Source organism: Halorhabdus tiamatea SARL4B, from assembly GCF_000470655.1.
Lineage (GTDB): Archaea > Halobacteriota > Halobacteria > Halobacteriales > Haloarculaceae > Halorhabdus > Halorhabdus tiamatea.
The window spans coordinates 524,963-551,479 of record NC_021921.1 but is presented as its reverse complement, the minus strand read 5'-3'; the positions used below and the strand labels follow the sequence as shown (position 1 = coordinate 551,479).

Annotated in this window: 25 protein-coding genes and 1 tRNA gene; 9 read left to right on the top strand and 17 right to left on the bottom strand. The window is 60.5% G+C overall.

Translation table 11 applies throughout. The annotated features are described in order from the left end of the window. Window positions 1-119 precede the first annotated feature (119 nt). Window positions 120-929 (top strand): amidohydrolase family protein, encoded by an 810-nt coding sequence (locus HTIA_RS02845; RefSeq protein WP_008527993.1) that lies wholly within the window; start codon window positions 120-122, stop codon window positions 927-929. Here HTIA_RS02845 and HTIA_RS02840 read toward each other — a convergent pair whose 3' ends face one another. Both HTIA_RS02840 and HTIA_RS02835 read right to left on the bottom strand, forming a co-directional pair. Beyond that, window positions 930-1,832 carry a glycosyltransferase family 2 protein gene (locus tag HTIA_RS02840; protein WP_008527994.1) on the bottom strand — a complete coding sequence of 301 codons (903 nt, stop codon included), beginning with the start codon at window positions 1,830-1,832 and terminating at the stop codon, window positions 930-932. 70 nt (window positions 1,833-1,902) lie between these two features. Then, window positions 1,903-2,607: a class I SAM-dependent methyltransferase gene (locus tag HTIA_RS02835; RefSeq protein ID WP_008527995.1), complete on the bottom strand. Its 705-nt coding sequence runs from the start codon at window positions 2,605-2,607 to the stop codon at window positions 1,903-1,905. Window positions 2,608-2,749: 142 nt separating this feature from the next. On the opposite strand from HTIA_RS02835, the gene HTIA_RS02830 reads away from it, so the two are divergent. The 4 genes from HTIA_RS02830 (at window position 2,750) to HTIA_RS02815 (ending at window position 4,640) form a co-directional block, all read left to right on the top strand. Beyond that, window positions 2,750-3,028 carry a MarR family transcriptional regulator gene (locus HTIA_RS02830; RefSeq protein ID WP_008527996.1) on the top strand — a complete coding sequence of 93 codons (279 nt, stop codon included), beginning with the start codon at window positions 2,750-2,752 and terminating at the stop codon, window positions 3,026-3,028. A gap of 90 nt (window positions 3,029-3,118) precedes the next feature. Then, entirely contained in the window at window positions 3,119-3,781 is a 663-nt protein-coding gene (locus HTIA_RS02825; RefSeq protein WP_008527997.1) for a YkgJ family cysteine cluster protein, read from the top strand. Window positions 3,782-3,841: 60 nt separating this feature from the next. Continuing rightward, window positions 3,842-4,240: a TRAM domain-containing protein gene (locus HTIA_RS02820; RefSeq protein ID WP_008527999.1), complete on the top strand. Its 399-nt coding sequence runs from the start codon at window positions 3,842-3,844 to the stop codon at window positions 4,238-4,240. Between the two features lie 151 nt (window positions 4,241-4,391). Further along, window positions 4,392-4,640, top strand: coding sequence for a DUF7123 family protein (locus HTIA_RS02815; protein ID WP_008528001.1), 249 nt, complete (start codon window positions 4,392-4,394; stop codon window positions 4,638-4,640). 8 nt (window positions 4,641-4,648) lie between these two features. Here HTIA_RS02815 and HTIA_RS02810 read toward each other — a convergent pair whose 3' ends face one another. The 3 genes from HTIA_RS02810 to HTIA_RS02800 all read right to left on the bottom strand — a co-directional run bounded on the left by HTIA_RS02810 (window position 4,649) and on the right by HTIA_RS02800 (window position 7,271). Continuing rightward, window positions 4,649-5,263: a winged helix-turn-helix transcriptional regulator gene (locus tag HTIA_RS02810; protein WP_008528002.1), complete on the bottom strand. Its 615-nt coding sequence runs from the start codon at window positions 5,261-5,263 to the stop codon at window positions 4,649-4,651. A gap of 132 nt (window positions 5,264-5,395) precedes the next feature. Then, window positions 5,396-6,523 (bottom strand): SPFH domain-containing protein, encoded by a 1,128-nt coding sequence (locus tag HTIA_RS02805; RefSeq protein WP_021029380.1) that lies wholly within the window; start codon window positions 6,521-6,523, stop codon window positions 5,396-5,398. A 124-nt stretch (window positions 6,524-6,647) separates the two neighbouring features. After that, window positions 6,648-7,271, bottom strand: a complete 624-nt coding sequence (locus HTIA_RS02800; protein ID WP_008528004.1) for an NfeD family protein — start codon at window positions 7,269-7,271, stop codon at window positions 6,648-6,650. 402 nt (window positions 7,272-7,673) lie between these two features. On the opposite strand from HTIA_RS02800, the gene HTIA_RS02795 reads away from it, so the two are divergent. Further along, window positions 7,674-9,014, top strand: a complete 1,341-nt coding sequence (locus HTIA_RS02795) for an ISH6 family transposase (protein WP_008524214.1) — start codon at window positions 7,674-7,676, stop codon at window positions 9,012-9,014. A gap of 35 nt (window positions 9,015-9,049) precedes the next feature. Next, window positions 9,050-9,256: a cold-shock protein gene (locus tag HTIA_RS02790; RefSeq protein WP_008527278.1), complete on the top strand. Its 207-nt coding sequence runs from the start codon at window positions 9,050-9,052 to the stop codon at window positions 9,254-9,256. A 61-nt stretch (window positions 9,257-9,317) separates the two neighbouring features. Here HTIA_RS02790 and HTIA_RS02785 read toward each other — a convergent pair whose 3' ends face one another. From HTIA_RS02785 to HTIA_RS02725, 12 genes are all read right to left on the bottom strand, one after another. Beyond that, entirely contained in the window at window positions 9,318-9,977 is a 660-nt protein-coding gene (locus HTIA_RS02785) for a M48 family metallopeptidase (protein ID WP_020935992.1), read from the bottom strand. 80 nt (window positions 9,978-10,057) lie between these two features. Next, the gene (locus HTIA_RS02780; RefSeq protein ID WP_008527281.1) at window positions 10,058-13,027 is read right to left on the bottom strand and encodes a type I restriction endonuclease subunit R; all 2,970 of its coding nucleotides are present in this window, start codon (window positions 13,025-13,027) and stop codon (window positions 10,058-10,060) included. A 50-nt stretch (window positions 13,028-13,077) separates the two neighbouring features. Next, window positions 13,078-13,332 carry a hypothetical protein gene (locus HTIA_RS02775; RefSeq protein WP_021029273.1) on the bottom strand — a complete coding sequence of 85 codons (255 nt, stop codon included), beginning with the start codon at window positions 13,330-13,332 and terminating at the stop codon, window positions 13,078-13,080. A 199-nt stretch (window positions 13,333-13,531) separates the two neighbouring features. Next, window positions 13,532-14,797, bottom strand: coding sequence for a restriction endonuclease subunit S (locus tag HTIA_RS15650; protein ID WP_020935991.1), 1,266 nt, complete (start codon window positions 14,795-14,797; stop codon window positions 13,532-13,534). Next, window positions 14,794-16,356, bottom strand: coding sequence for a type I restriction-modification system subunit M (locus tag HTIA_RS02760; protein ID WP_008527284.1), 1,563 nt, complete (start codon window positions 16,354-16,356; stop codon window positions 14,794-14,796). Before HTIA_RS02760 ends, HTIA_RS15650 begins: the two co-directional genes overlap by 4 nt. A gap of 615 nt (window positions 16,357-16,971) precedes the next feature. Continuing rightward, window positions 16,972-17,044: transfer RNA gene (locus HTIA_RS02755), tRNA-Gln, on the bottom strand. A gap of 56 nt (window positions 17,045-17,100) precedes the next feature. After that, entirely contained in the window at window positions 17,101-17,532 is a 432-nt protein-coding gene (locus tag HTIA_RS02750; protein ID WP_008527285.1) for a metal-dependent transcriptional regulator, read from the bottom strand. Beyond that, window positions 17,529-18,008 (bottom strand): hypothetical protein, encoded by a 480-nt coding sequence (locus HTIA_RS02745; RefSeq protein WP_008527286.1) that lies wholly within the window; start codon window positions 18,006-18,008, stop codon window positions 17,529-17,531. The genes HTIA_RS02750 and HTIA_RS02745 overlap by 4 nt, the downstream gene beginning before the upstream one ends. A 100-nt stretch (window positions 18,009-18,108) precedes the next feature. Next, window positions 18,109-19,320 carry a Fe-S cluster assembly protein SufD gene (gene sufD / locus HTIA_RS02740; RefSeq protein WP_008527289.1) on the bottom strand — a complete coding sequence of 404 codons (1,212 nt, stop codon included), beginning with the start codon at window positions 19,318-19,320 and terminating at the stop codon, window positions 18,109-18,111. Beyond that, window positions 19,317-20,744: a Fe-S cluster assembly protein SufB gene (gene sufB, locus HTIA_RS02735; RefSeq protein ID WP_008527291.1), complete on the bottom strand. Its 1,428-nt coding sequence runs from the start codon at window positions 20,742-20,744 to the stop codon at window positions 19,317-19,319. The genes sufD and sufB overlap by 4 nt, the downstream gene beginning before the upstream one ends. A gap of 12 nt (window positions 20,745-20,756) precedes the next feature. Then, window positions 20,757-21,668: an ABC transporter ATP-binding protein gene (locus tag HTIA_RS02730; RefSeq protein WP_008527293.1), complete on the bottom strand. Its 912-nt coding sequence runs from the start codon at window positions 21,666-21,668 to the stop codon at window positions 20,757-20,759. Between the two features lie 223 nt (window positions 21,669-21,891). Next, window positions 21,892-25,857, bottom strand: coding sequence for a DNA polymerase domain-containing protein (locus HTIA_RS02725; protein ID WP_008527294.1), 3,966 nt, complete (start codon window positions 25,855-25,857; stop codon window positions 21,892-21,894). A gap of 70 nt (window positions 25,858-25,927) precedes the next feature. Here HTIA_RS02725 and HTIA_RS02720 point away from each other — a divergent pair, with 70 nt between their 5' ends. After that, window positions 25,928-26,137 (top strand): DUF7331 family protein, encoded by a 210-nt coding sequence (locus HTIA_RS02720; RefSeq protein WP_021029274.1) that lies wholly within the window; start codon window positions 25,928-25,930, stop codon window positions 26,135-26,137. Between the two features lie 39 nt (window positions 26,138-26,176). After that, window positions 26,177-26,494: a DUF7322 domain-containing protein gene (locus HTIA_RS02715; protein ID WP_008527296.1), complete on the top strand. Its 318-nt coding sequence runs from the start codon at window positions 26,177-26,179 to the stop codon at window positions 26,492-26,494. Window positions 26,495-26,517 lie beyond the last annotated feature (23 nt).

Here is a 26,517-nt window from a genome sequence, read left to right as displayed (position 1 = left end):
GTAGCCTCACTTTATCCGTCGTTTGCGGTTCTATATAAGTGTTACTAAGACGGGGGCGTCGGCCCGATCCCCTCACGATAACGATGATTTAATGACCGGACCGCTCTACGTCCATCTCGATGCTGGAGTTGGAGCACGGGTTCAGGGTCGTCGACACACACGTCCGGCTCGAACCCGACGCCGACCAGCGGTCGGGCGACGCCCCGGGGACCCCCGAGCGACTCGAACGCGAGATGCACCAGGCCGGGATCGTCCGGTCGCTCGTCTATCCAGGCGAGCGTGAGGGGGCGTATCTGAAGGCGAACAACGCGATCGCCAGGATGAGCGTCGGTCGCCCCTTCGTCGCGCTGGCCCGGATCAACGGTCCCCGGGATCCCGACGCCGGAACGGGCGCGAAGCTTCGGAACCTGACTGCCAGACGTGGGGAGGAACATACAACCCCCGCGGATGTCGAGCAGTTCGCCTACGACGACCGCTTCGTGGGGTTCATGCTCGATCCCGCCGCCGACGGGTTGCCCGACGAAGCGGTCCTCGAGGCACTCGAAGCGGCCGGTCTGCCGGTACTCGTGCGTGGCGGAACGGCGTTCGGCCCGGACGAACTTGAGCGGACGATCCTCCCCGTCGACGTTCCGACAATCGTCGCCCACTTCGGCGGCTACCCGCTCGACCGAGACCTGATGGATCGGACGATCGCGTTGCTCGGCGACCACGACGACCTGTATCTCGATACGAGTTTCGTCAGATTTCGAGAGCCGATCGAACGCGCACTCCGTGAACATCCCGATCGCGTCCTCTTCGGTAGCGGGGCGCCAAGCGTTCACCCCAACGTGGCGATCATGGAGATCCTCACACTCGACGTCCCGGAAGACGCGATGCGAAAAGTGTTCTCGAACAACCCGGGCCGCGTGATCGACGCACTCGCTCCCTGATTAGCGTGAGTCGTAGACGGCTACCGCCCGGTCCTCGCCGGTCGAGCGGCCACGCGGATTCCGGCGGTCGCTTCGATCCCGCGCCCTGGCGGTGAGTCCGTCTTTGAACCCACCAGGAGTCGCTGTCAGGACGTCCCTGCCGGCGCGCAACCAGCCTGAGGCCGATCGTTCGCCGGCGAGGACACGGCGGAGTTGACTGCCCGCGTCCGAGAACGCACGGCGTCCGATCCGTGCAAGGACAGCCGGGCGCACCCCGTAGTTTTTCGCCAGCCGATACGCGAACGACCGGTACTCGCGATCCCAGTCCGTCTCGCTGGTGCCGCCGTCGGCTCCGACCGGCCGCTCGACGGCCATCCCCGCTTGCCAGGCGACGTCCCGGCTCAGACCGGCCGCCCGGTGTGAGAGGTCCCGTGCGTCCGCGACGGGCACGTGTTCGTCGAAGCCGTCGAGATCGGCCAGGACGTTCCGCGTCAAGGCGACGTTGTCGGCGTTGACGAACGTCACTGATCGGCCGGCCACAGAACCAGTCTCGGCTCGTTCGGTCGTCTTCCCGGCTCGCACGCGCTGGTGTGTCGGTCCAGTGACGACGGGAGCCTCTCTGAGTCCTTCACGGATCGCCCTTTCCCATTCGTCGGTCACGGAAACTCCCTGATTGACGAACGCGATCGCGTCCCCGGTCGCGTGATCGATGCCCGCGTTGCGTGCGGCGTTGGTCGATCGGTCGGCGATCTCGACGAGGACGTCGACGTCCTCGCGATCGCGGACCATCCCGGTCGTCCCGTCCGCCGAAGGGCCGTTTACGACGATCACCGCCGCCCCGGAAACGTGTTCGCTCACGGAGTCGAGCGTCCGCGCGAGTTGCTCCCGTCCGTTGAGCGTCGGGACGACTACCGAGAGGTCCATACGTCACCATAGGAGTCCGGATGACTAAAAACGTCGCGAGATCGACTGCCTGTGACAATACGACGTCAGGTTAGACCTGACAGTGCCAGTAGGAGACCGACGAGAGTCGTTTTCCGCCCGGAAGTCCCCCGATTGCCCGATCGACCGTTCGGATGGGCGACGCGAGACTGTCAGGGATCGCACGGTACAGTCCGTACGGGAAGATGAAGTCGTGGGTCGACCTGATCAATTCGAGGTCGGCTTCTCCGAGGAGTCGGTCGATCTCCCACTGTGAGTACAGCCGCGATCCCATCGGTAGCGCCCAGTTGTAGATCGACCGGGTGCTGAAGCGCTTGAAGGTATCGAAGAAGACCACCTCCTTCGAGACTCGCCGCATCTCGCTGAGATACGACGCCGGCGTGTCCGCGAGGTGGAAAAACCGCATCGCGATGACCGCGTCGAAGTGATCGTCGGGGAACGGGAGTCGTCCGGCATCGCCCCGCATAAAGTCGAGATGTGATTCGACTGCTGCCGCCCGCGCCTTCTCCCGGCCTTGCTGTAACATCGCCGCGGAGATATCCAGGCCGACGATGTCTGCCCCACGTTCGGCTAACATTACGGTAAACCGGCCGGTCCCGCAAGCGATCTCGAGGACGCGCTTGTCCTCGACCGGCCCGATAGCATCGAGGACGGCCTGCTTCTCCCGCCGGTCGATGAGACGACCCCCACCCGAGAACCGCTTTTCCTCGTAGGCCTCGGCGATTTCGTCGGCCTGGTACCACTCCTGTCCTTTCACGCTATGGAATGTTCACCACGGGGTGATTAAAACGGTATTGGATCCGTCTGTCCGCCAAAATACAAGGGCATCCCCTTCCATATAAGGTCTTATGTTCTCCATATAGGCAATACTTATGTGTCGGTTCCGACTGGCTTCGCGTATGAGCACGACTGTGAAAGACGGTTCGCGGACGGAGATCGTCCTCACGGAGGGGGAGTTCCGTGAACGGCTCCGCGAGTTGCCCCCGAGCGCAAAGTTGATCGCGAAGGTACTCGAGACCGACCAGCCCCTCTCGCAGGGCGAACTCGCCACGGAATCGCTGCTCCCGGATCGGACCGTCCGATACGCGCTCAACCGGCTCGAAGACGCCGATCTCGTCTCCTCACGGTACAGCTACCGCGACGCCCGCAAGCAGGTCTACTACCGCACGACCGAGTGACTCGGCACTCGTCGTCTGTGCAGTTCGGTCAGTTACGTCGATTGTCCGTTGTCTCGACGCCCTTTTTCGTCTCGCTACGATATCCTGCACATGGACCTCGAAGCCGACCTCGCAGTCGCTCGCGGACTCGACGTCGACGTCATCGCGGACGCGATCGAGTCGATCGGCTTCGAATGTACCCGCTGTGGGAAGTGCTGTCGCGGGCTCGATGGCGAGGACCACACGGCCACGATCTTCCCTGAGGAGATACGGGAGATCCAGCGTGACGGCGACCCCGAATGGTCCGCGATTGCACGACCGATGCCCTTTGGCCTCACGGAAGCCGACGACGGGACCACGACCGGTGAGACCTTCGAGTGGGCACTCCAGACCGGGGCGTGTGGGGACTGTACGTTCTACGACGCCGACGGAGAGAAGTGCTCGATTTACGATCGCCGCCCACTGCTCTGTCGGACCTACCCGTTCAGTCTCTCGATCGGAGACGGGGAGGCCGAAGCTGGCTCGATGGACAGCGTCGTCGATCGCGAGGGGCCGGTTCGCGCCCACGAATGTGAGGGACTCGGGCGTGACGTCTCGCGAGCGGACGCCGAGGAGCTGGCTGGGACGCTCAAAGAACGCGCCATTCGGGAGCGTGAGGAAGCCATCGGCGTGCGGGACAACTACCAACCCACGGACGTCGACGGCGTTGTAGTTCACGACTCCGAGGGGGCCAAGCGACCGGACGGCAGTCCGATCGGCAGTGAGCACTCGTGACCGTCAGCGGTCGACAAGTTCTTTAGGGATGGCTCCGACGCCGGGAACGGAGGTTCAACCTTGGAAATCTCAGAGCAACTCCTCTGTCTGTTCAGTGCTGAGGTCACTGCCGAAGACGACCGATACGTCGTCGAGGTACCACGCCGGGAGGTCGACACTGGCTCGATCGAAGCCGGCGAAACCTATCGAATTGCAGTCATCTCCGGCGAGGAGGAATCGACTGACGAACAGCCGAGTACCGACACGGCACCGAGCGAGCCGCAACCGCCAGTCGAAACCGGCGAGATCCGCTACGTCGAGATTGAAGACATCGGCAAGCAAGGCGATGGCATCGCCCGCGTCGAGCGGGGTTACGTCATCATCGTCCCCGGCGCGGAGATCAACGACCGCGTCAAAGTCGAAATCTCCGAGGTGAAGTCGAACTTCGCTGTCGGCGAGATCATCGAAGAGGACATCTAACACGACCCCGTTTCCTGGTCGTACCACGTCCCGGCCGCTCGGGAGGCTCCCGGCGGCCACAGCGGACTTTCTACCCGACTAATCGCAAGACGTGAGTCGATTAGCCGACTATACCAAACGACCTATACCTGTCTCTTCGCTACCTCGATACATGAGCACGAGTGCGGCAACGACCCACGACGACGGTCCGCTCTCGGACAAACAGCGTCGGATCCTCGAGTACCTGCGAGCCAACGCCGACGACCAGACGTACTTCAAATCCCGGCTCATCGGCGAGGAACTCGGTCTCTCGGCGAAGGAAGTCGGGACGAACATGGCGGCCCTTCAGGAGGGCGAGTACGAACTGACCGTCGAGAAGTGGGGCTACTCCTCGTCGACCACGTGGATGGTCGACGCCTGAGCGGTCCGCTATTCGTCAGTTTCGCCGTCGTAGGCGACGTGGTCGTCGGCCTCGGCGGCGAAGGCGATCGCGTCCTCGCCGAAGGATTCGGCGTATCTCACGACCAACATTAACAGTGTCTCTGGCTGTCTGAGTGCGTATCCGTCTTCTCGGGTGAGCAGGCCGGCCTCCTCTAGCTGTGCCGCGTACTTGCTGACGGTTGGACTCGAGACGTCGAGGCGTTCGGCCAGCCCGTTCGCGGTGACACTCGGATCCCCGAGGAGTTCGACGATCATCCCACGTGGCGTCTCCCGCCGGAGGTATCCCAGCGCAGTCCGCTCAAAGTCGCTGAACCGGTCGGCCGGGAAAAAGCGCCGATACTCGCCGTCGCGCTGGCTTTCGATCGCGTCGTCCTGTAACAGCGTTCGAAGGTGATGCTGGGTCTCGCCAGTTCCCAACTGAAGGTCGTCCCGTAGTTTCGAGAAGTGTGCCCCGGGCGTCGTCGAGAGATACCCGACGATCGCCCCCGGTGCAGTGCTGTCGCTGCCCGAATCTGCGAGTCGAACGAGTGGACTCGCAGCCCCCAGTGCGGCGAACCGACGGAGCGTCGCGCGCTTGCTCTCGTCGACACCGTCCCCTTCCATTAGGTCAGTTGACGGGTTCGAGTCACAAAACGCCTTCGCTCGATTCGACACCACCCCAACCACTGAATCGCGTTACTTGGCCAGCCTCGGAGGATAGTGGAACGATCGGCTGGCTGTCGTGTCGTCTGCTGACTACTCGTCGGTGTTGAATTCGTTGTCCATCTCCTCGATGACCTCGTCGGGGTCTTTGATGTCGGCCGTCTCCTTGCCGGATTTGACCGCCTGCGCTTGCTCTTCCATCTCTTCGACGTCGACCTCGGCCTCCTGGTCTATCTGGCCGAGGATCTCCTCGATGTCGTCCAGGCCGAGCATCTCGCGGGTCTCGTCGTCGAAGTCCAGCCCCTCCAGGATCTCGCCCTCGGTCCGGGTGTCCGACCCTGTGAGGTGCTTGCCGTACCGGCCGACGAGTGACGTGAGTTCCTGGGGGAGGACGAACTTCGTCGACTCGCCCTCGCCGATCGACTCGAGGGTTTCCATGCCACGCTCGATGACCGCGCGTTCGCCCATCGCTTCGGCAGACTTCGCACGGAGGACAGTCGAGATGGCGTCACCCTGGGCCTCGAGGATCTGGCTCTGCTTTTCACCCTGAGCGCGGATGATGTTCGATTGCTTCTCACCCTGGGCCTCCTCGACGGCGGAGCGGCGTTCACCCTGCGCTTCGAGGATCATCGCACGGCGGCGACGCTCCGCGGAGGTCTGTTGCTCCATTGCCTGCTGGACGTCCTTGCTCGGGTTGACCTCTCGAACCTCGACACTCTCGACGCGAATGCCCCACTCGTCGGTCGGCTCGTCGAGTTCCTTGCGGATCTTGGCGTTGATCTCCTGGCGTTTGTTGAGTGTGTCGTCGAGTTCCATGTCGCCCAGGACGGCCCGTAGCGTCGTCTGGGCGAGGTTCGAGACCGCTCGTTTGTAGTTGTCGACCTCGAGGAACGCCTTCTTTGCGTCCATCACCTTGATGTAGACGACGGCGTCGGCAGTCACCGGCGAGTTGTCACGGGTGATCGCCTCCTGACGTGGCACGTCTAACGTCTGTGTCCGCATGTCGAACGTGTGCGTCGCGGAGACGAACGGCGGGACGAACGCGATCCCCGGTTCCAGTAGCTTCCGGTACTCTCCGAGGACCGTGAGGGCTTTCTTTTCCGTGGCGTCGGTGATGACCACCATCTGCCAGACGGTCACCACGGCAATCGCCAGCAATACGAGGGCGACAATGGGGAATAGCTCCGCACCCCCCAGTTGCAGCGGGATACTCGATAGCATACAACCCTGAATTGGCAGGATGGCAACAAAAGTGTTGGGCTCGGTGTGGAACCACTCCAGAACAGCCAGCCCGGGCAGTCCCAGATCGGTCAGTGCCAGACGGGCAGTGCCAGCCCGGGCAGTCCTAGGCGGATTCAGTCTCGCGGTCGGGTTCCCCCGGGTCGCTCAGTGTCTCGTCTGCCGTCTCTCGTGTCGAGGACCCGTTCTCCTCGACTTGTGACTGCTCGTCCTCCACGCCACGTTGTAGCTCCGCGTCGATGTCGTCAGCACTCAGCGTCGCCATCGACTCGACGGTGATGACGTTCCCGCCGCCCGGATCGACCACGATGATCTCCTCGCCCTCGGGGATCTCCCTGTCGAACGCTCGGGCCTGATAGTAGGGATTGAACCCGCCGCCGTCGAGTTTGACTTCGCCGTCCGTTCCGGTCACACGTTCGGTGACGCGGCCGGTCTTGCCCTTCAACGAGTCCGAGTCGCTCGTCTGCCCGGCCCCCTTTCCGCCGTAGAAGTCGAACTGACGGTAGGCGTACAGTGCGACGCTCCCGACGCCGAGTACGAGCCCGGCCATGATCACGACCGCAAAGATGCCCAGCGACTGGGGAAGGGCCAACCCGACGAGTCCAGCGACCAACAGCGCGATCCCGAGGACGATGAAGTGTGCACCCGGGACGAACGCTTCGCCGATGACTAACAACGCCCCCACTAACAGCAACAACAGCGAGAGGTCAGCACCCAGGACGGATACCATGGACGTGGGTTGTACCTGAACCCGGTTAACAGTTCGGTCACCGACCAGTCGAGACGTGGACTGGTTTGACTAGATATGGGGCTTTAGCCACTCTCCGTGCTGTTCTGGACCTCTTCGTTTTCGCCCTCTGGTTGTCGCCAACTGGACAGCGTCGTCTGGGCCTGTCGTTCGCGTATCTGTTGTTGTATCTGCCAATGTGGTGTCTCTTGAGAGTGAAGACAGTCGGTATCGGCCTCTGGTACTCAAGTCTCCCTGGTGTCGCCGGGTCATGGTACCGTGACTCTCGGAAGGGTTATCCGGCAAACGGCATTACATTGGTCGTGTCGCAAAGTCCTCTAGAGTTCAGTAACTGACTCCCCTGAGGAAGGGGACGCCTCTGGTGTCCACTCCGAGAGGTGCCCCATGCACGCCACAATCGACGTGCGGTTGACCGTTAGCATCGACGACGACAAAACGATACCGCTGGCCACGCTTGCCGAGTTCATCACCGATCAGAACATCGAATCAGTTCTTCTCGAAGGACTCGTCGAGAGCCTCGACGCGGCTCGCGTCGAGGCGCTCTGTGGTGAAAAACACGCCCACGGCAACGGTGACCAGCGCTACCAACGCGCCGGTACCGATACCCGCACGGCCGTCACAACCGCCGGTGAGCACGAATTCGACCTTCACTACGTCGAAGATACCGCCGCTGACCACGACGAACCCAGCTACTTCCGCCCCGTCGAAGATGTTCTTAGCTTCGACGGAGAAAACCGTTATCAGCAGGACATTGCGGCCAAGAGCGTCGATCTCGCTACCTCGCTCAGCTATCGTGACGCCGCTGACCACGGCGACGGCATCCTCTCGGAGATGCCGTCGCCGACCACGATCAACCGCCGCGCCAGAGAATACGGCAGCAAGCTCAAACAGTTCCTTCCAGACTGTGTCGCTGACACAGACGCTGATGCGGTTATTCCTGACGCCACGAAGTGTCACAGTCAAGACGACGACCGCTCGTACCACTCCGTCCAAGCCACGCTCGGCAAAGATACTGCCGAGGAGTCCCGCTCCCTGCTGGATCTCTCGGTCAACGCTGACTGGGACGAGACAGCCGCCGACCTCGACGACATCGACGCAGTCACTGACGACGCGACGGTCGTCAGTGACGCTGAGGAGGGTATGGTCACGGCCTTTACCGACGAAAATCGCAATCACCAACTTGATCTCGTCCACGTCGGCCGAACACTGGACTACAACCTCTGGGACGACGGCGTGTTCTCCTTGGATCGACGAAACGAGATCGTCTCGGAGGTGATCGACGAGGTGTTCCATCTGAAGAATTCGGTCGCCAAGCACCGGCCGGAAGAGGAGTTCGCGGCGATCCGCGAGCGGATCGCGCGAACGACCGAGCGTATCGAGAAGACAGCGTGGCAGTTGGATCAGTACGGGTCAGAGAAGGCTGCGGGGTATCTTCGGCGGTGGGTGCCGTCGATCGTGACGTTTGCCGAGCAGGCTGTCGAGGGGTTCGAGGTGCCGTGGACCTCGAACCCCGTCGAACGGCTGATGGGCGAAGTCAGCAAGCGATGCAAGAACCAGTGGATGCGCTGGACAACGGAGGGATTAGAGGCGATACTCCAGCTTCGGCTGGTGAAGTACGCTGATCCAGAGCACTACCAGGCGTTCCTTGATGAACTGCTCCAGCGATCGACCAAAACAGCAATGAGCTGTGACCTCTCAATTGAGAGTACCAGAGGCAAACTCTAGACCGCTTTGCGACACGACCATTACATTTGTTTGCAATGGCAAACGGCAAAGTTGATTTCTTCAACGACACAGGCGGCTACGGTTTCATTTCGACTGATGACGGCGACCTCGACGAAGACGAAGATGTCTTCTTCCACATGGAGGATGTCGGCGGTGAGGATCTGACCGAAGGAACTGAGGTTGAGTTCGATATCGAGTCCTCACCGAAAGGACCTCGCGCGGCGAATCTCGTTCGTCAGTAATTCTGTACTACTCGTCGCTCACAGCGACGACCCAACTACTTCGATTTTTGAGAGTTGCGTCTTAGATCTGTAGCGTCTTCCCGTTCAATCTGAGCCACTCACGGCGGCTCTCATAGTCCGGAATGAGACTTCCGACAGTATTCCAGAACGCGTCGGTATGGTCTGCATGGACCCCATGCGACAACTCGTGGACCGCGACGTAGTCCTGAATGCGGACGGGTGCGAGGACCAACCGCCAATGGAGTCGAACTGTTCCACTACTGTACTCGCCCCACCGGCCATCGAGCTCCCCAACTTCGATGTCGGTTTCTTCGAGTCCCAGCCTCGCTTCGAAGCGGGACGCGCGTTCTGGAAGTTCCGCTTCAGCGCGTTTGACGAACCAGTCAACAATTGTCTGGCGCTTCCGGCGAACGCTGATCTTGTCGCCATCTGCATCAAAACGGTGGACACGCAGCCAAAACGTCTGGTCGTCAAACGACAATTCGGGCTGGGGGACATCCGCTTCAACGACTTCGAGCGGATAGTGGCGTCCTCGATATTGAAGCTTCTCGCCGCTGAGGTATTCCTTCGGATAGGGTGGCCCCTCTTGAGCTTTCAGGCCGTATAGTTTCTCCAGAATCCACTCTTGTCGGGAGTCGAGTACCGACTCAACGTCGGCCGTTGTTGCGCTCATCGGCGCTGTAACGGTCAGCTCCAGTGATTCGTCGATCGAGAGGCTCATCGTCTCCCGCTTTTCTGACCAGTCGATTGAATATGGAACGACGGTCTGGCCAATGTGGTAGTGACGTTGCAAACGCTCGCTCATTGGTAGTGAGCCCGCGCCAATTCGATGACGCGGTTGGTAAGTTCACGCCGTTCCTCTGCCGAGAGATCGATTTCAGACCGATACAGTTGACCCGTCACTTCTTTTCGCATCGTATTCTGCAGGTGAGTTCGCTCCTTCCACTCTACCTTTGTGACGAACTTCTCGACAGTCCCGACCAAGTCGGCCGTGAGTTCGACGAACTCCTCCTCTCCGAAATCGCGCTCATCCAGCACGTCTTCGACCGCGTGGTAGAATGATAGGTCTGTTTCGCCCCGGAGTCCTTTGCTACGGGCAGCCTTGTCGCGTGACCGGATCTCATCCATCAGAGTCCGCAGCTCTTCGATAGTCCCCTGTTCGCTACGCCGTCCTTCCCGGTACTTTTCGATGAGTTCCTCAAGCCGCTCTTTGAGAGACCCGTATTGCACTGGGTCCTCGTCGAAGCGAACGTTGATCTCGTGTTTGATCGCATTCTGCATCTCACTCGCACGGGCTTCGTCGCTCTCTAGGTCATCAAGTCTCGCATCAAATTCGACCTCGTCCATGATGGATACCGGTTCATCGTTCAAGATCTCGATCCCCTGGGAAGTGATGTGGTCCTGAATGAGCTCTCGGACCTTGGCCCCCGCGCCTTCGAGGTTCATCGTCTCGTCACGATAGCGCTCCTTCGCTTTCCCGTAGATCGTGCTGAGCTGCTCTAAGTCGTCCCGATAGGGGTTGGCCATCGGGTCCGGGAGGACAATGTCCATCAGTTTCGAGAAGCGTTTGAACGCGTTCTTGAACTCGATGCGGCGGTCGTCCGGTTCGAGCGACTGCACACACTTCTCCACTGCATCGAGATCGTCAAAGAACGACACTGCCCTATTGTGGGCCGCTTCGAGATCTTCTTGTTTGTCTTTGACCGGCACCATCGCCCGCTCGACGTCCCTCGAACTGAACATCGCAAGCGCCTCCTTCAGTTCGTCCGAGACGCCGTAGTAGTCGATGATGAGCCCATGAGTCTTCTCTTCGAAGGGCCGGTTTACACGAGCGATCGCCTGCAAGAGGCTGTGCTCCCGGAGTGGCTTGTCGAGGTACATCACCTGGGCTACCGGCGCGTCGAAGCCCGTCAGGAGCATATCGCAGACGATGAGTAACTCGACCTCGCCGTTCGGATCGACGAACGACTCCTTGTACCGGCTTTTCTCAGACTTGCTGGGCGTCCACTGCTTGATGTGCTCGGGGTCGTTATGCCCTTCAGAGATGACGACGCGCGATTCCGGCCCGTTCAGATCGTCGAGGGTCTCCTTGTAGCGGACCGCCGCTTCCTTGCTCGTGGTGACGACCATCCCCTTGAACGGCTGGGGGACGTCTTCCTCGAAGTGTTCGACGATGTCCAGTGCGACCCGATCAATGCGAGGCTGTGCCTCGGCGAGGTCCTGCGTGCGGGCGTAGCGTTTCTGAATCGCTGCTTTCTCCTCCTCCGTCTTGTCCGAGAAGATACGATCGAACAGTCGATCCAGCGTTTCGCCTTCGAGATGGATGTCGGCGAGCCGGCCCTGATACAGGATCTCGACCGTCGCGCCGTCCTCCAGCGACTGGTCGATCGTGTACGTGTCGATGTAGTTGCCGAAGGTTCGGCGGGTGTTGACCTCGTCCTTCTCGATGGGCGTCCCGGTGAAGCCGACGTAGAAGGCGTTCGGAAGCGCCGTTCGCATGTTGTTCGCGAGGTTCTTGTCCTGGGTTCGGTGGGCCTCGTCGGCCATCACATAAATATTCTCGTTCCGAGAGAGCACTGGAAACTCGTCGTCATCGTCCTCGTTGTCGGTCGTCTGGAACTTGTGGATGAGCGTCGTGATCGTCTCGCCGGCATCGTACTGGAGGCGCTCGCGAAGGTCCTCGATGCTCTGGGATTTCTTCGGATTGGGGAAGCCACAGCGCTCGAACGTCGCGTGAATCTGGTCGTTGAGTGCCCGCCGATCGGTGACGAGTACGAGCGTCGGGTCGTCCTCGAGGCGGCGGAGCTTCAAGGCGAGGAAAAGCATCGTGAGCGACTTGCCCGAGCCCTGGGTGTGCCAGACGACGCCGCCGTTGGCCTCGCGCTGGCCGCGCTTGTCGATCCGTTCGAGGGCCTTCCGGACGGCCCGGTACTGCTGATAGCGAGCGACCATCTTGATCGTCCTGCTCTGACTCTCTTCGAACACCGTGTAGTGTCGGAGTTGGTCGAGTAAGCGCTCGGGTTCGAACAGCGCGTAGAGCATCCGGTACTGGTCGGGCAGGTAGCCCTCGAGGTCGAACCGGTCGATGAGTTCGTCGTCCTCCAAGGGATAGGCGTCGCGCCAGGGCTTGTACTGGTCTTTCGGCGTCCGGTAGGTGCCCATCACCGCGCCTTCCATCCAGGTGGCGACGGAGAACTGGTTGTACCGGAAGAGTTCTTCCGCACCCTCGGCCTCACCCTCGCGTTCGTTCTGGTAGCGGGTGAGTTGGTCGAGCGCTTCGGACTTCGGTTCGGGGATCTGTGGGCTCTTGCACTCGACGACGCCGAGCGGGATGCCGTTGACGAACAGCACGACGTCGGGTTTGATGACCTCGACAGGCCCCGCGACGCGGAACTGATTGAGTGCGAAGAAGTCGTTGGTTTCGGGGTTCTCGTAGTCGATGTACTGGACCGTGTAGTGTTGTTTGCCATTGCCGCGGTCCTGCTCGACGGTCGTGTGACGGACGAGCTTTTCGTGGATCTGCTCGTTCTCGTCCATCGTGTTCGTCCCGGCGACCTGCTGAATCTCCCGCACAGCCTTGTTCAGGTTGTTCTCGTTGAGCCAGGGGTTCAGCCGCTTCACGGCGTCGCGTAGTCGCGGTTCGAGGACGGCCGAGGATTGGGTCTCGCGTGGGTCGGCCCAGTTGGCCTGTTGCTGGTCGCGGACATCCCAGCCAAGCCGCTGGAGGGCTTCCAGAGCCGGGCGTTCGGATTCGGCGTACTCGTCGGGCATCTATCACGCCAATTTTCCGCGAGGCTGTATCAAACTATTCACTGTTCTCGTCAACGCTCCGGAAGGTTCCACGCCTGCTCGACATCGACGAGTGCACCTGGGTCAGGAAGCTCTCTGACCGGTCGCTCGACGATCTCCATGATCTCTTCCGCGCGGAACACCCGATTCTGTTTGTTCCTTGTCATTTCAGTGACGACGCCATCCGCTTCGAGGCGCTCGACGGCGTTGTTCGCGGTCTGATAGACGCCTTCAGTGGTGCGCCCGTGTTCGAGCAGTTGTTCGTGGCAGTCCTGCATAAGCACCATCCTAGTGGACTCGCGCTCGATTCGGGGGCGGGCAATTTCAAAATTTGGCGAGAATTTGAATTGCAGGGCCGAATAGGTTGTCCGATTGTAGAGAAGAGGACCGAAATAAAATTAGATCGGTTCAAGCGACGCCGTTGTCGTCATTCGCGGTGGTAGTTTGACTGGCGAAGCGAAGAATACCGGCCAGCGGGCAATCGAATCAGTCTGGATCGACGCGGACCGTGCCAGTGAGCAGGTCCTGCATGAGACCGCGTTTGAGTTCTTGGAGTTTCTGTTTGTACTTCCGTTCAGCAAGATACTTCTTTTGCAGGCTTTTAAGACAAGAAGCGATTTTCTGTTGCTCATCAGGAGGAGGCACCAATACCGATAGACTTTCTAACTCATTACTGTTAATTGAATCGAATGTACTTCCTGAAGCGATAGATTTCACATACCGCTCACGGTGTGCTAAGTGATGATAAATATACTCTTGATCAACATCCTTTGCACTCACTGCAGCAAGCCCTCTGCCTATGCTGCACCGTTCTTTAGCTACATTGACCTGCCCAACGTAAGTTCCACGGATTGTGACGAGTGTATCTCCTTCATCTGCAGTTTTATTTGGATTTGAACACCAGCGATCATGAGTGGGGTTTCGATATCCAAATTCGTTATTAGCCTGGTAGAATGGGAGTCCCTCACCCGTCTCGTTGTAATACTCAGATTTGGGTGAGGATCCCATCTCGACATCAGCGACCTGGGATAACTCATGAATCTCCCAGTCTTCGGGGACCTGGCCGAACGTTGGTTTCTCGGTTAGCGAATGCTCGAAATAGCCAGTATGAAAGAACTCACTCATAAGTCCGAATCGGAGATCTTCGATATTTCCAATAATCTCGTCTGTCTGCTGAATCTGCTTGTCGACCGTCGAGAGGATGTCGGCGATGCGGCGCTGTTCGTGTTGTGGGGGGAGAGGGAGTTTTATAGATTGTATATCTCCCTTACTCAGAGAGGGGACTGTTCCAGAATTAGCATACGGGCTAAAATCTGTGAAGTTGAGAAAGTAGAACAGGTAACGATCTAAGATATCTTTTCCAACCAACCCAGCGACATTATTATCAAATACAGAAGGTTGTGTAAGGATTCGGCGTTTGTTAGTCAACAAAGCCTGTCCAAGCTTCGGGAATATGGTCGTCTCCGACGAGGCAATAGTCGCATTCAGTTCCTCTGCCTTGTCTTTAGAGATGTAATTATTCGCTCTATCCATCTTCCACCTACACTCACTCATGTCGCTAACTTTGTAGAACGGCAACTCTCCACTTGAGTTACCTTGATATTCTTTTGGAAAAGTAGTACCCGCGATGTAGTCCGCACAATCTTCAATTGATGTAATTTCCCATTCTTCTGGAATTATCCATTCTGTCGGCCCTAACTGTACCCGCATGTACCCATCCCTCTTTTCGTCTTCGGCAACTGCCTCACTCATCGATAGTCCAACTCCTCCATGTACTGCTGCAGTTCCTCGTCGGTCTTCCGGCGCTGTTCGGCCAGTCGGTCCAACTCCTCAAGTTTCTCGCTCACGTCGATGGGTTCCTCCGGCTCCGTGGTATCGACGTAGCGGGGCACGTTCAGGTTCCAGTCGTTTTCCTCGATCTCGTCCAGATCGACCAGCCGGCTGTGGTGGTCCTCCTCGCGGCCCGTCTGGAACGTCTCGGCGAGGTACTCGACGCCCTCGTCAGTCAACTGGTTCTGGTTCGATAGCTCTTCGAACACCTGCACGTCCGATTCCCGAAGCGTCTGGTCCTCGGCGTAGATGAACTGGACCTTGCCCTCGCGCTCTTCGGGCTTGTCCTTGTTCAGGATGAGGATACACCCCGGCGAGGAGGTGTTGTAAAACAGGTTCTCCGGCAGGGCGATCACGGCCTCGACGAGGTCGTCCTCCAGGACGGGCTTGCGGATCTTCTTCTCCGAGCGCGACCGGAAGAGGACGCCGTTGTCCATGACGACGCCCGCCTTCCCCGTTTCGTTGAGCGACGCGATCATCAACTGTATCCACGCCCAGTCCCCGCGATTCGACGGCGGCAGGCCGTAGGGGAAGCGGTTGTACGGCTCGTTCTCCTCGACCCAGTCCTTGTTCCACTCCTTCTGGTTCCACATCGGGTTCGCGATGACCCGGTCGAACACTTCGAGTTCGTCGTGTGGGGTGACGCGCTGGGGATCGGTGATGGTGTCGCCTTTCTCGATGTTGGCGTCGTAGAGTTCGTGCAACAGGACGTTCATCTGGCCGATCGCCCACGTGTTCAGGTTCTTCTCCTGGCCGTACAGCGAGATGTCCGCCATGTCGCCGCCGGACTCGCGGATGTGCTCGGCGGAGTAGATCAACATGCCGCCGGAGCCACAACAGGGGTCATAGACACGATGGCCCGGTTCGGGGTTGACACACTTGACGATGAGGCGGACGACTTCGCGGGGCGTGTAGAACTCGCCGCCTTTCTTCCCGGCGTCGTCGGCAAACTCGCGGATGAGGTACTCGTAAGCCCGCCCAAAGATGTCGGGGTCCTTGAGATCGACGTTCCGGTAGCGATGCTTCGTGAAGTGCGAGACGAGATCGGCGAGGAGCGCGTCGGGCAGTCGCTCCGTGTCGTTGAAATCGACCGTCGTGAGCACGCGGTCCGCGATCGGGTCGTTCTCGTCTTCGATGGCCGCGAGCGCTTTGTTCAGCGCCGCACCGACATCGGTCTCCTTGGCTTTGATGTGATCCCAGCGGGCACGTTCGGGAATCCAGAACTCCTCGTGGAGGTCGCGATCCTCTCGGGCAGTCTCTTGTTCGATTCCGAGTTCCTCGGCGACCTCTTCAGTTTCCTCTTCGAAGCGGTCGTTCGCGCGCTTGAGGAAGAGGAGCCCGAAGATGTAGTTCTTGTAGTCCGCGGAGTCGATGCTCCCGCGAAGCTTGTCCGCAGCAGCCCACAGATGGTTCTCGAGTGTATCGAGTGTGAGTAGATCCGATTCCGTTCCAGGCAGCGTCGCCTGGTCGCTATCAGACATACGCCAGCAGAGACACGCCGACGTAATAACACCAACGTCAAACGGACGTGAGATCTGAGCCGACAGCGACGCCACGGAAACATTTGGACGCAAGGATTGACCCCTCAAGTCACGGCCCCGGGCGTCCTCGTGAACGAAGTGAACGAAGGCTCGGAAGACGAGCAAAGCGAGTCTTCCGGCGTCGTGCTGAACAACGTGAAGCACGGCTTGAGAGAGCGGTTTTCTCTCAGCGGATTCGAACCGCGGTCACTTTGCTCGCTTCGCTTGCGTCGTTTCCTGGTTCAGAACTGCCGGACCGATTTGAGATACGGCTGGCATACGGCGAGCGAAGCGGGCCGTTTTACTCGACCGAGCGGAGCGAGGCTCGAACGAAGTGAGGGCCTCGGAATTGCGAACGGCGACCAACGGGAGCCGTGAGCAGCGAGGTTGAGGTCATTTTTGGTCCAGCTTTTTGCAAGGAGGGGTGCCGACTGGCACCCCTCTGCAGTAAAAAGGTGGTAACGATAGTCCCGGGCGGATTCGAACCGCCGTCACTCCACTCGCTATCGCTCGTTTCGTTCCCAGCTTCGAATCCGCTGGACGTATTTGCCGCTCGCGAACTTGCTCGCGGCAAAATAGTCCCGGGCGGATTCGAACCGCCGTCAGAGGCTCCAAAGGCCTCTATGATTGGCCACTACACCACGGGACTGCACTCGACTGTACTCGATGAATCGTTAATAGCGTTATCCTTGCGACCGACGCTCGTCAATCCGACGCCTCGGCCTCGACGTCGAGTCGACCACACACGTCTCCATCGGCGTCGAAGCAATCCGGACACTCACCCGGCCGGTCGATGATCGTATCGAGTCGATCGGCGACCGTCTCGTCGATGACGCTCTCGAGTTGCTTGGCCTCAGCACGAAAGTCCTCGACGTCGAGCACTTCGACGAGGAAGCGCTCGATGATACAGTACGTCTGCAGGGCGTCTCGCGCCCGGGCGATTCCGTCGTCAGTCAGCGTCACACCTGTGTACTTCTCGTGATCGACGAGATCGCGATCTTCGAGTTTGCCGATCATCTCGTTGGCGCTGGCGGGACTCACACCGAGGCGGTCGGCGATCCGACCCGTCGCGGCCGGGCCGTCCTCCTGTTGTTGGACCAGGTAGATCGCCTTGAGATACTGTTCGGCGGTGTTCATCGGTCGCCCTCCATGAGATCGGTGACCGTCTCGACACCACGTGCTTCGGCCTCCCGCAAGACTTCCAGCATGGAGACCAACTCCTCGCGATCGACGCTAAACTCGGTGTCACTCGCCTCCAGCGCCCCGAGCAGGTCGTCGAGGAACTTGTAGGCCGTCTCTGCGTTGCAGAGTTGATCGTAGATGATGTCGTCGAAGTCCTGATCGGCCTGGTACTGGGCCTCGACGAGCGGCTCGATGTCCTCGTAGTCGACGCTCTCGGCCTCGAGATCGGCGATCAGCGTCTCCAAGCGTCCTCGATGCTGGTTCGCCTGAGCGGCGGCGTCTTCGAGGAGCGTCTCTAATTCCGCATCGAGATCGTCACTCGTTTCGAGGTGTTTTCTCGCTCGCGCTTCGACGACTTCCTCTAAGACGACGCCGATCTGGAGAAGGCGACCGAGTTGATGGTCCGACGTCACCGGACGCTGGAGCGTCATGTCACCACCACCGGTTCGGGACGGACAGAGAGAGGCATGCGAAACCATCGGTGTGGTGGGTTCTTAAACTCGTTCCTGTCGGCGAAGCCTGGGCGGTGACTCAGGCCGCGAGCCGGTCGAGGACCAGTTCGTCTAAGTCCTCTCGCAACTCGTCGACCGCGACTTCCTCGAGGACGGGCACGAAGAAGCCCTCGACGAGCATGTTCGTCGCCCGCTCCGCGTCGACGCCACGGGAGACCATGTAGAAGAGGTCCTCCTGGTCGACCTGGCCGACCGTCGCGGAGTGGCTGGCCTCGGTGTCGTGGTTGTTGATGATGAGCTTCGGGGAGGCGTCGGCCTCGCTGTCGTCGCTCAACATCAGCGTATTCTCGCGCTGGTAGGAGTTGGTGTCCCACGCGTCCGTGCCGACGTCCTGGACGCCTTCGTAGACCGAGCGCGCCTCGTCGTCCAGCACGCCGCGAGTCACGAGATCGGCCGTCGTGTGTTCGGCCTCGTGCCAGACCCGCGAGGCGAGGTCGAGGTGCTGGTCTTCGTGACCGAAGAAGGCCCCGACGATCTGGGACTCCGAACCGTCGCCGCGCAGGCGGGTCTCGACGTTGGTCTTGGTCAGTCGCGACCCGATGTTGCCCTCGATCCAGTCGACCGTGGCGTCACGCGCGGCGTGACCGCGCTTGACCGAATAGTTGTACGTCTCCTCGCTCAGGTTCTGGAGCGAGCCGTACTGGACGTGGCTATTCGCGCCGGCGGCGACCTCGACGACGCCGGAGTAGTACTGCTCACCGGGAAGCTCCTCGCCCGTCTCCTGGCGCTCCAGAATCGTCACCGAGGCCGATTCCTCGGTGACGACGAGCGTGTAGTTGAACAGCGACCGGGAGTGCATCCGCGTCCGGATCTTGACGTCCTCGGCGGCGACGCCCTCGGGGACGTAGACGACCGTCCCGGCACTGAACAGCGCGGTCGAGAGCGCCGTCAGATAGTCCCGCTGGGGATCGACGACGCTGCCGAAGTGGTCCTCGATCAGGTCGCCGTGCGCCTCGAGAGCCTCGGCCCACGGGAGGACGTCGACGCCCTCGGCGTCGATGCGGTCTTTCTCTTCCTCGAAGGCGAGCGGATCGACGAGCGTCTCGTAATCGAGCGCGTCGAGGTTCGTCCAGTCCCGTCCGGGCGTCCGGATGACCGACGGCATGTCGAGGTCCTCGAGCGCTTCGAAGGCCTCGAGTCGCGTCTCGGTCAGCCACTCGGGTTCGCCCAGCTCGGCAGAGATCTGTTCGACCTGGTCGGCGGTGACGGTCGCGCGTACCTGCGTGCTCATCCCAGACTCCCCTCCATCTCGAGTTCGATGAGACGGTTGAGTTCGACGGCGTACTCGATGGGCAGTTCCTCGGTGATCGGCTCGATGAACCCGGCGACGATCATCTGCTTTGCGTCGTCGTCGTCCAGGCCACGGCTCTGGAGGTAGAAGACGTCCTCGTCGCCGATCTTGCCGACCGTCGCCTCGTGGGCGACGTCGACCTTGCTCTCCTGAATCTCCATGTACGGCATCGTGTCCGACGTGCTCTCGTTGTCGAACATCAGCGCGTCACACTCGACGTTCGTCGAGGAGTTTTCCGCGCCGTCGGAGATGTGGACGAGGCCGCGGTAGTTGGTGCGACCGCCGTCCTTCGAGATCGACTTCGATTCGATCGTCGATTTGGTGTCCGGCGCGTTGTGATAGACCTTCGCCCCGGTGTCGATGTTCTGACCCTCGCCGGCGAAGGCGATCGTGATGTGGTTGTCAGTCGCCCCCGGGCCCTTGAGGATCGTGGCGGGATACAGCATCGTCGCCTTCGACCCCATCGACCCGGAGATCCACTCCATCGTCCCGTCAGCCTCGACGATGGCGCGTTTCGTGTTGAGGTTGTAGGTGTTCTTCGACCAGTTCTGGACCGTCGAGTACTGGACGTGGGCACCCTCCTTGACGAAGACTTCGACGCCACCACTGTGGAGGTTATGGCGGGCGTACTGGGGGGCCGAACAGCCCTCGATGTAGTGGACTTCCGAGTCTTCCTCGGCGATGATGAGCGTGTGCTCGAACTGGCCCATGCCCTCCGAGTTCATTCGGAAGTACGCCTGGATTGGCATCTGGACGGTGACGCCCTCGGGGATGTAGACGAAGCTGCCGCCCGACCAGACTGCGCCGTGGAGCGCGGCGAACTTGTTGTCGCTCGGCGGGACGGACTTCGTCATAAAGTACTCCCGGACGAGCTCGGGGTGTTCCTGGACGGCCTTGTCCATGTCCATGAACACGACGCCCTTCTCCTCCCACTGCTCCTGCATGTTCTGGTAGACGATCTCGGACTCGTACTGCGCACCGACCCCCGAGAGCGCCTGCTGTTCGGCTTCCGGGATGCCCAGTTTGTCGAAGGTGTCCTGGATCTCGTCGGGGAGGTCGTCCCAGGAGTCCTCGCCGCCGCGGGTCTCGATGTCCGGGCGGATGTACGGAATGATATCCTCGACGTTGACTTCCGAGAGATCCGGCTGGCCGGGCCAGTCGGTCGGCATCGGCATCTGCTTGTAGTGCTCTAAGGCACGGAGCCGGCGGTCGAGCATCCACTCGGGCTCGTCTTTGTCCTCGCTGATCTTCCGGACCGTTTCCTCTGTGAGGCCCACCTCAGCTTCGTAGGCCGACTTCTGCTCTTTCTTGAATTCGAATCGAGCCTCCGTGTCGGTCGATTCGAGGTCGTTATCTGAACTCATGTGATGGTCACCTCAGGCCGCCTCGTAGACCTGCTCGCGAACCCAGTCGTAGCCCTCGTCCTCGAGTTGCTCGGCGAGTTCCGGCCCGCCGCTCTCGACGATTTCCCCATCGAGCATCACGTGGACGTGATCGGGTTCGACGTAATCGAGGATGCGCTGGTAGTGGGTGATCTGGAGGACACCGGTCCCCTGGTCGTCACGGAGAGAGTTGATCCCGTTGGCGACGTCCTGGAGCCGGTCGATGTCCAGTCCCGAGTCGATCTCGTCGAGCACCGCGATGTCGGGTTCGAGAATCGCTGCCTGGAGGACCTCGTTCTGTTTCTTCTCGCCGCCAGAGAACCCGGCGTTGAGATACCGCTCGGCGAAGGACTCGTCCATGTCGAGTTGTTCCATCTTCTCCTTGAGAAGCGTCTGGAACTCCGCGACGCTGACCTCGCCCTCGTCGGCGGGGCCTTCCATCGGCGAGGTGTCGTAGCCGTCGTCCTCGTCTCCGTCGTCAGCCTCGGCTTCCTCCTCGTCCTCGAAGAGCTCTTCGCGCTCCTCAAGCTTGGCGTTCAAGGCCGTCCGGAGGAAGTTCACCATCGTCACGCCCTCGATCTCCGCGGGATACTGGAACCCGAGGAAGATGCCGAGCGCGGCGCGTTCGTTCGGCTCGAGTTCGAGCAGGTTCCAGGTCCGCTTGTCGTCGGGGATCTCCTGGTCGAACTCGTCACCGTCGAGGTGGATGAGAACCTCGCCCTCGGTCACCTCGTAGGCGGGATGACCGGCGATGACCTTCGCCGTCGTCGACTTCCCGCTGCCGTTCGGTCCCATGAGCGCGTGGATCTCGCCGGACTCGACGGTCAGATCCACCCCTTCGAGGATCTGTTCGCCACCGTCCTCGGCGACTTTCGCGTGGAGATTGTTGATTTCGAGAGTTGCCATGTTCTAGGTCAACCGAAAGTGGGGGAGACGGACCCATAATGCTTTCGTATCACAACATATTTGCTTTGGCTCGCTTGGAAGTATTTTTAACGAAAGACGAAGACAGTGGGCGGTTGCCCGCACATGTGCGGGCCGGAAGCGGATTGATGGGGCCGCCGAGCGTGGCGGGCTGGATTCGAGTCGCGACCGCTCGGAATCGAGACGGGACAGTCGCGATGGCCGCTCACATGTACTGGCCGAGCCCGGTCTGTTCCTGGCCGCTCTTGACTTCCTGCCAGGAGACGCCAAGCGCCTCGATGACGCGGGCGATCGGGCCGCGCAAGGTCTTCTCTAACATCTTCTCCCAGTCGACCTCGAACTCCGCGGGGAGTTGCTCGGCGACCTCGAAGCAGATCACGTCCGGGTCGCGCTTGAACTCGCCGTAGAGGGCGTCCCGTGACGGATCGAGATCCCGTTCGGCTTCGATCCGCTCGTAGTAATCGGGATGGACCTTCTTCAGATACAAACGCTTTGGCTTGCTGCCGCGCTGGAAGTTGGTCCCCAACAGGAGGTTGGCGTACTTCGCGCCCCGGACGTGGGCGGTGTCCGTGTCGTAATTGTTCAGGCGCTTGCCGATCCCGCCGGGGATACCGACGTCCTCGACGTCGACGTTGCCGGCCTGGAAGTCCTCGATCACGTCGTGGAGGTACTCCGTGACGGCCTCGACGTCGCCCTCGGTCACGATCAGGTCCAGGACTTCCTTCTGGACGCGCTTGGTGATCGGCGCGATGTCAGAGCGCTGGTACTCGAACCCGGTGATATCGATGTCGTCGACGTCTTTGCCCTCCTTCCAGACGATGTGGCCCGCGTAGCGCTTCTTCTTGCCCGCCTGGAAAAAGCGCCGGTAGAGTTTCTCGAACTCGATCTGGAAGCGATGTTCCTCGGCCTGCAGCGTCTCTCTGGCGAACTCGTCGTAGGAGGCGTTGATCGCCTCCTCGATCTCGAAGGAACGGTCGATGGCATCCTCGACGGACATGTCCGTCCCCATACTTATCATAACACTGTCAGTATCCCCGTATGTCACGTCGTATCCGAGGTCGTTGACGGCCGATTCAGTGTACTCGATGACCGAGCGCCCTGTTGCGGTCACGGCCGCCGCGTTGTCCTTGTCGTAGAGCCGGAACCGATCCCATCCCGAAACGCCGTACAGCGACTGGCCGACCCACTGGAACTTGCCGTTCCGGCCCGCAAGGACGGTATGGTTGTCCGCCACGGTGATGGAGTAGACGCCGTTGTCGGCCCGCGAACGCTCGGCGCTCCGATGCATCCGGAGCGTGTTTTTCGAATCCTCAGTGACATAGATTCGCCAGGAACCGCTGTCGCGGTTGTAGTTGGCGGTGTAGCCGAGATGGGTACACAGACGGAGGATATCGTCCCGCAATCGCTCGCTCGACGTCGTATATCGCCACGAACCTGTCTGGCGGTCGCCGTCGCCGCTGATCAGCGTCTTCAGGAATCGTCTCTTTTGGCTCTCGTCGAGATCAAAGACGAACTCGGGGATGTGCTTCTCGGCACTCCCTTCGCCAGCGACATCTCTCAAAAGGTCCCCGAGCAACGCCGACGTGAATTGGTAGGCGCGGTCGTCGACATAGTAGTCGAAATCCATCCGGTCGAGTAGTTGACCGATCTCCGCGTGGTCAGTGTCGTCCGGACTCCCGCCGTCTGTAACCGTCTCTGTCTGCTGGGCGATCTTGACGGTCGTTGCACTTCCCCGATGATTTGCACCGAAATCCTTCTCCTCTGACGTGTAGACGTTTCCTTCCGTAATATACCAGGCGAGCAATTCGAGGAAATCGTCGCCGTCGTACATTCGCGGAATCCATTTCCGACCGGACTCGCGGTGGATGAAGTTGTACTCACAGACTGATTCGATATATTCGCGGTGCTCTTCGAATTCTTCCGCAGTGAAAACGTACCCAACTTCGCCAGCGTCTGCTTTCGGCACGCGACGTGGCGTCCATCCGAGCTCTGCGGTGAATGTATGACCGTGCACGCTCGGCCGCACCCAGACCTCGTAGTCGCCGTCGATCCACTCGGTGAGGTCAACGTCGTCGATCGGGTCGCCATGGTTCATCGACCAGTCGTGTGGCAGTTGGTAGTTCGTCGCGTCGTCGAGGTCGCCCGCCTCGACGAACCGGTAGTCATCCTCGTCCCACGAGATGCCGTTGGTCTCGTTCTTTCGAACGAGCATCCGGTGGTTCGGCGTCACGCTGAAGTCGATCTTGCTTGTTCCGATGTCAACAAGTTCCCCATCGTACTCGGGGTACTCCCACGTTTCAGTGACCGGCTTGACTTGCACTTCCAGCGTGTCCGGATCGATCGAGTAGACGTCATCGCCGACATTGAGGTCTCGGATGTTCTGAACACCTGCCGGAGTCAGCACTTCAGTATCCGGCGTGAAACAGTTCATGATAACCTTGACAGCTCCTTGCTGCCGGTCATAGAGCTCGTACGCCTCGGTTCCGGGGTCGTGATCGTTTCGGAGGGCCTTCTTTTCTTCTCGTTCTGACAGTAATTCCTCGACCATTTCCCGGACGATCCCATCGGGTTCCGTCCGGAAGTGCTGGCCGCTGGGATCGGGTGCACGGAACGTCTCCCCGTCGTACGTCTCGGGATCGACTTTCGTCTCCGGGGATGCGTTGATCGTTACCATGCACATCGGATATAGAGATTTCAAGTCGTGGACGCTGACCATCTCCTTGATCCCGCTGATCGGCTCGAAGACCGCCCCGCCCTCGAACTCCTCGCCGGACTCGACGGTGCCCTTCGAGGGCAGGACGAAGTTCCCGAAGGCCTTGTGGAGGACGTACATGTCGACGGCGTCGCCGGGCGTCGGCGCATCCTCGAGTTTGCTCCCGACGAAGGAGGCGACCTCCTCGAAGAAGGCGATGATGTCCTGTTTGCGGTCGAGTTCGACGCACAACTCGACGTCACGGAGATTGTACTCCAGGAGGCGCTCGGGATCGTCTTCCCACAGCGTCCCGATGTCACCCGTATACGTCTCCTTGCCCGCCCCCAGTTCCGCCTGGCCGACGTCTTCCAGGCGGTAGGAGTCGAGTTCGGTGAACTGCGTCCGCTTGTACGCCCGCAGGAGGTCGAAGACGACGCGACCCTTGATGTCCGGTCCCTGCCAGTCGCTCTCCCAGACCTCGTTGACCCGGGAGAGCCGGTTCATGTCGAGGTTCCGATCGGTTCCCGGGTCGAGTTCCTGTAATCGGTCGATGAAGTACGGGGCGTCGAAATCCGAGAAATTCCACCCCGTCATGATGTCTACGTCCGTCTCTTCGATGTAGTCCAGAAACGCTTCGAGCATCGCCTCCTCCTCGTCGAAGACGCGCACGTCGGCCTCGAAGTCGTCCTCCAGCGGTTCGTAGCGATCGAGGGCCTCCGGCGGGTCGATCCCGACGGGTGAGTCGTACAGCCAGACGACGTACTCGTCGCGGTAGGAGTCGTGGCTGGTGAGACAGATGATGGGCTCTTCGCCGTCCTCGGGGAAACCCGAGCGGTCCTCGACCTCGATGTCGAAGGTGTTGACTCGCGCCTCGGCGTCGTAGTCGATGGCTTCGATCTCGTCGTGGGGAATCCGGATGGTTCCGTTTTCGGTACGCCGTTCAGGAACCCTGACGCCGCTGGTGATGTCCTTGTCGATGAGCAGCCGATTCGGGAAGAGGATGTCCGCCTCGTAGTGGTCGAAGTCGTCGCGGATCTGCCCGACGTCTCGCGGCGTCCGGCCGAAGATCCTGACGAGATGTTCTCCCCGAATGGATTCGTATGGCTCACCGTCTTTCCCGGTTCGTTCCCAGCCGGTGACGCTGTCGTAGCTTGCGAGTCGCTCTTGGTCGACGTTCCCGGCTGGCGCATAGAAGTACGGCCGAAACTCGTAGACCTGTACGTGGACGAGTGCTCGGTCGTCAGTCCGTCCGAAGACGTGCAGGACGGGATATTCGTCGCTCCCGCCACCCTCGATCGTGTAGTCGACCTGCGTCACTTCGAATTCGACGGTCCCCTCGGCTTCGGGATAGCGCCACTCCTCCGCGTCGACGACGCTCGCCTCGTGTCCGCCGTTGCCTGCAACCGCCCGCGCCTCTGCCGCCGGCCGATCGCCGTCGGCGAACTCGCCGAGTCCGCGTTGCTCCCCGGAGTCAGTCATTGGTCTGGTGGTAGCCGTCGGCACCCTAAAACCCCCCGGTTGCCCGGGGTCAGAAAGTTTATGACACGCCATGACATACCAATTCACGGTAGCAATGTCGAATCCCGCCAACGGCAGTCGGAGCGAGCGTGCGACGACCGACCGGTCGCCGGAGCAACCGGCGACGGCAGACACGATCGAGCGATACCAGACCGAGGACGGGACAGTCATCTACGACGCGGCGAATCCGATGGCGTGGATCTACAGCGACGACGCCGTCGACCTTCCCGGACAGCGGTAAGCCGAAGCTGATTTCCCCACGACGCTGTGACCGACTACCGTGTCCGCCAGCGATCCGTTCGACGGGATTTTCGAGGAAGACGCCGGCGAGAACGACGACCTGATCCCGGCGGTCGACATCCCCGAACCCGATCCGTCCGAGGGGAATCTGGATTCGGACGCCGTCAAACTCTTCGTGCGCCTCGTCGTCGTGTTCAACGTGGCCCTCTTCGGCGTTGCCGTCGGCCCGATGTTCCTGTACTTCGAAGGTGATGTCTGGACTGGCGGGGCTCTCCTCGTCGTCGGGGTGCTCGCTGGGAGCTATGGACTGCTCCGCTACTGGCAGTTCGCCCGTGATCGCGAGGAGACTGGTGAGTAAGCCGTCATTGTGGCGACCACTAT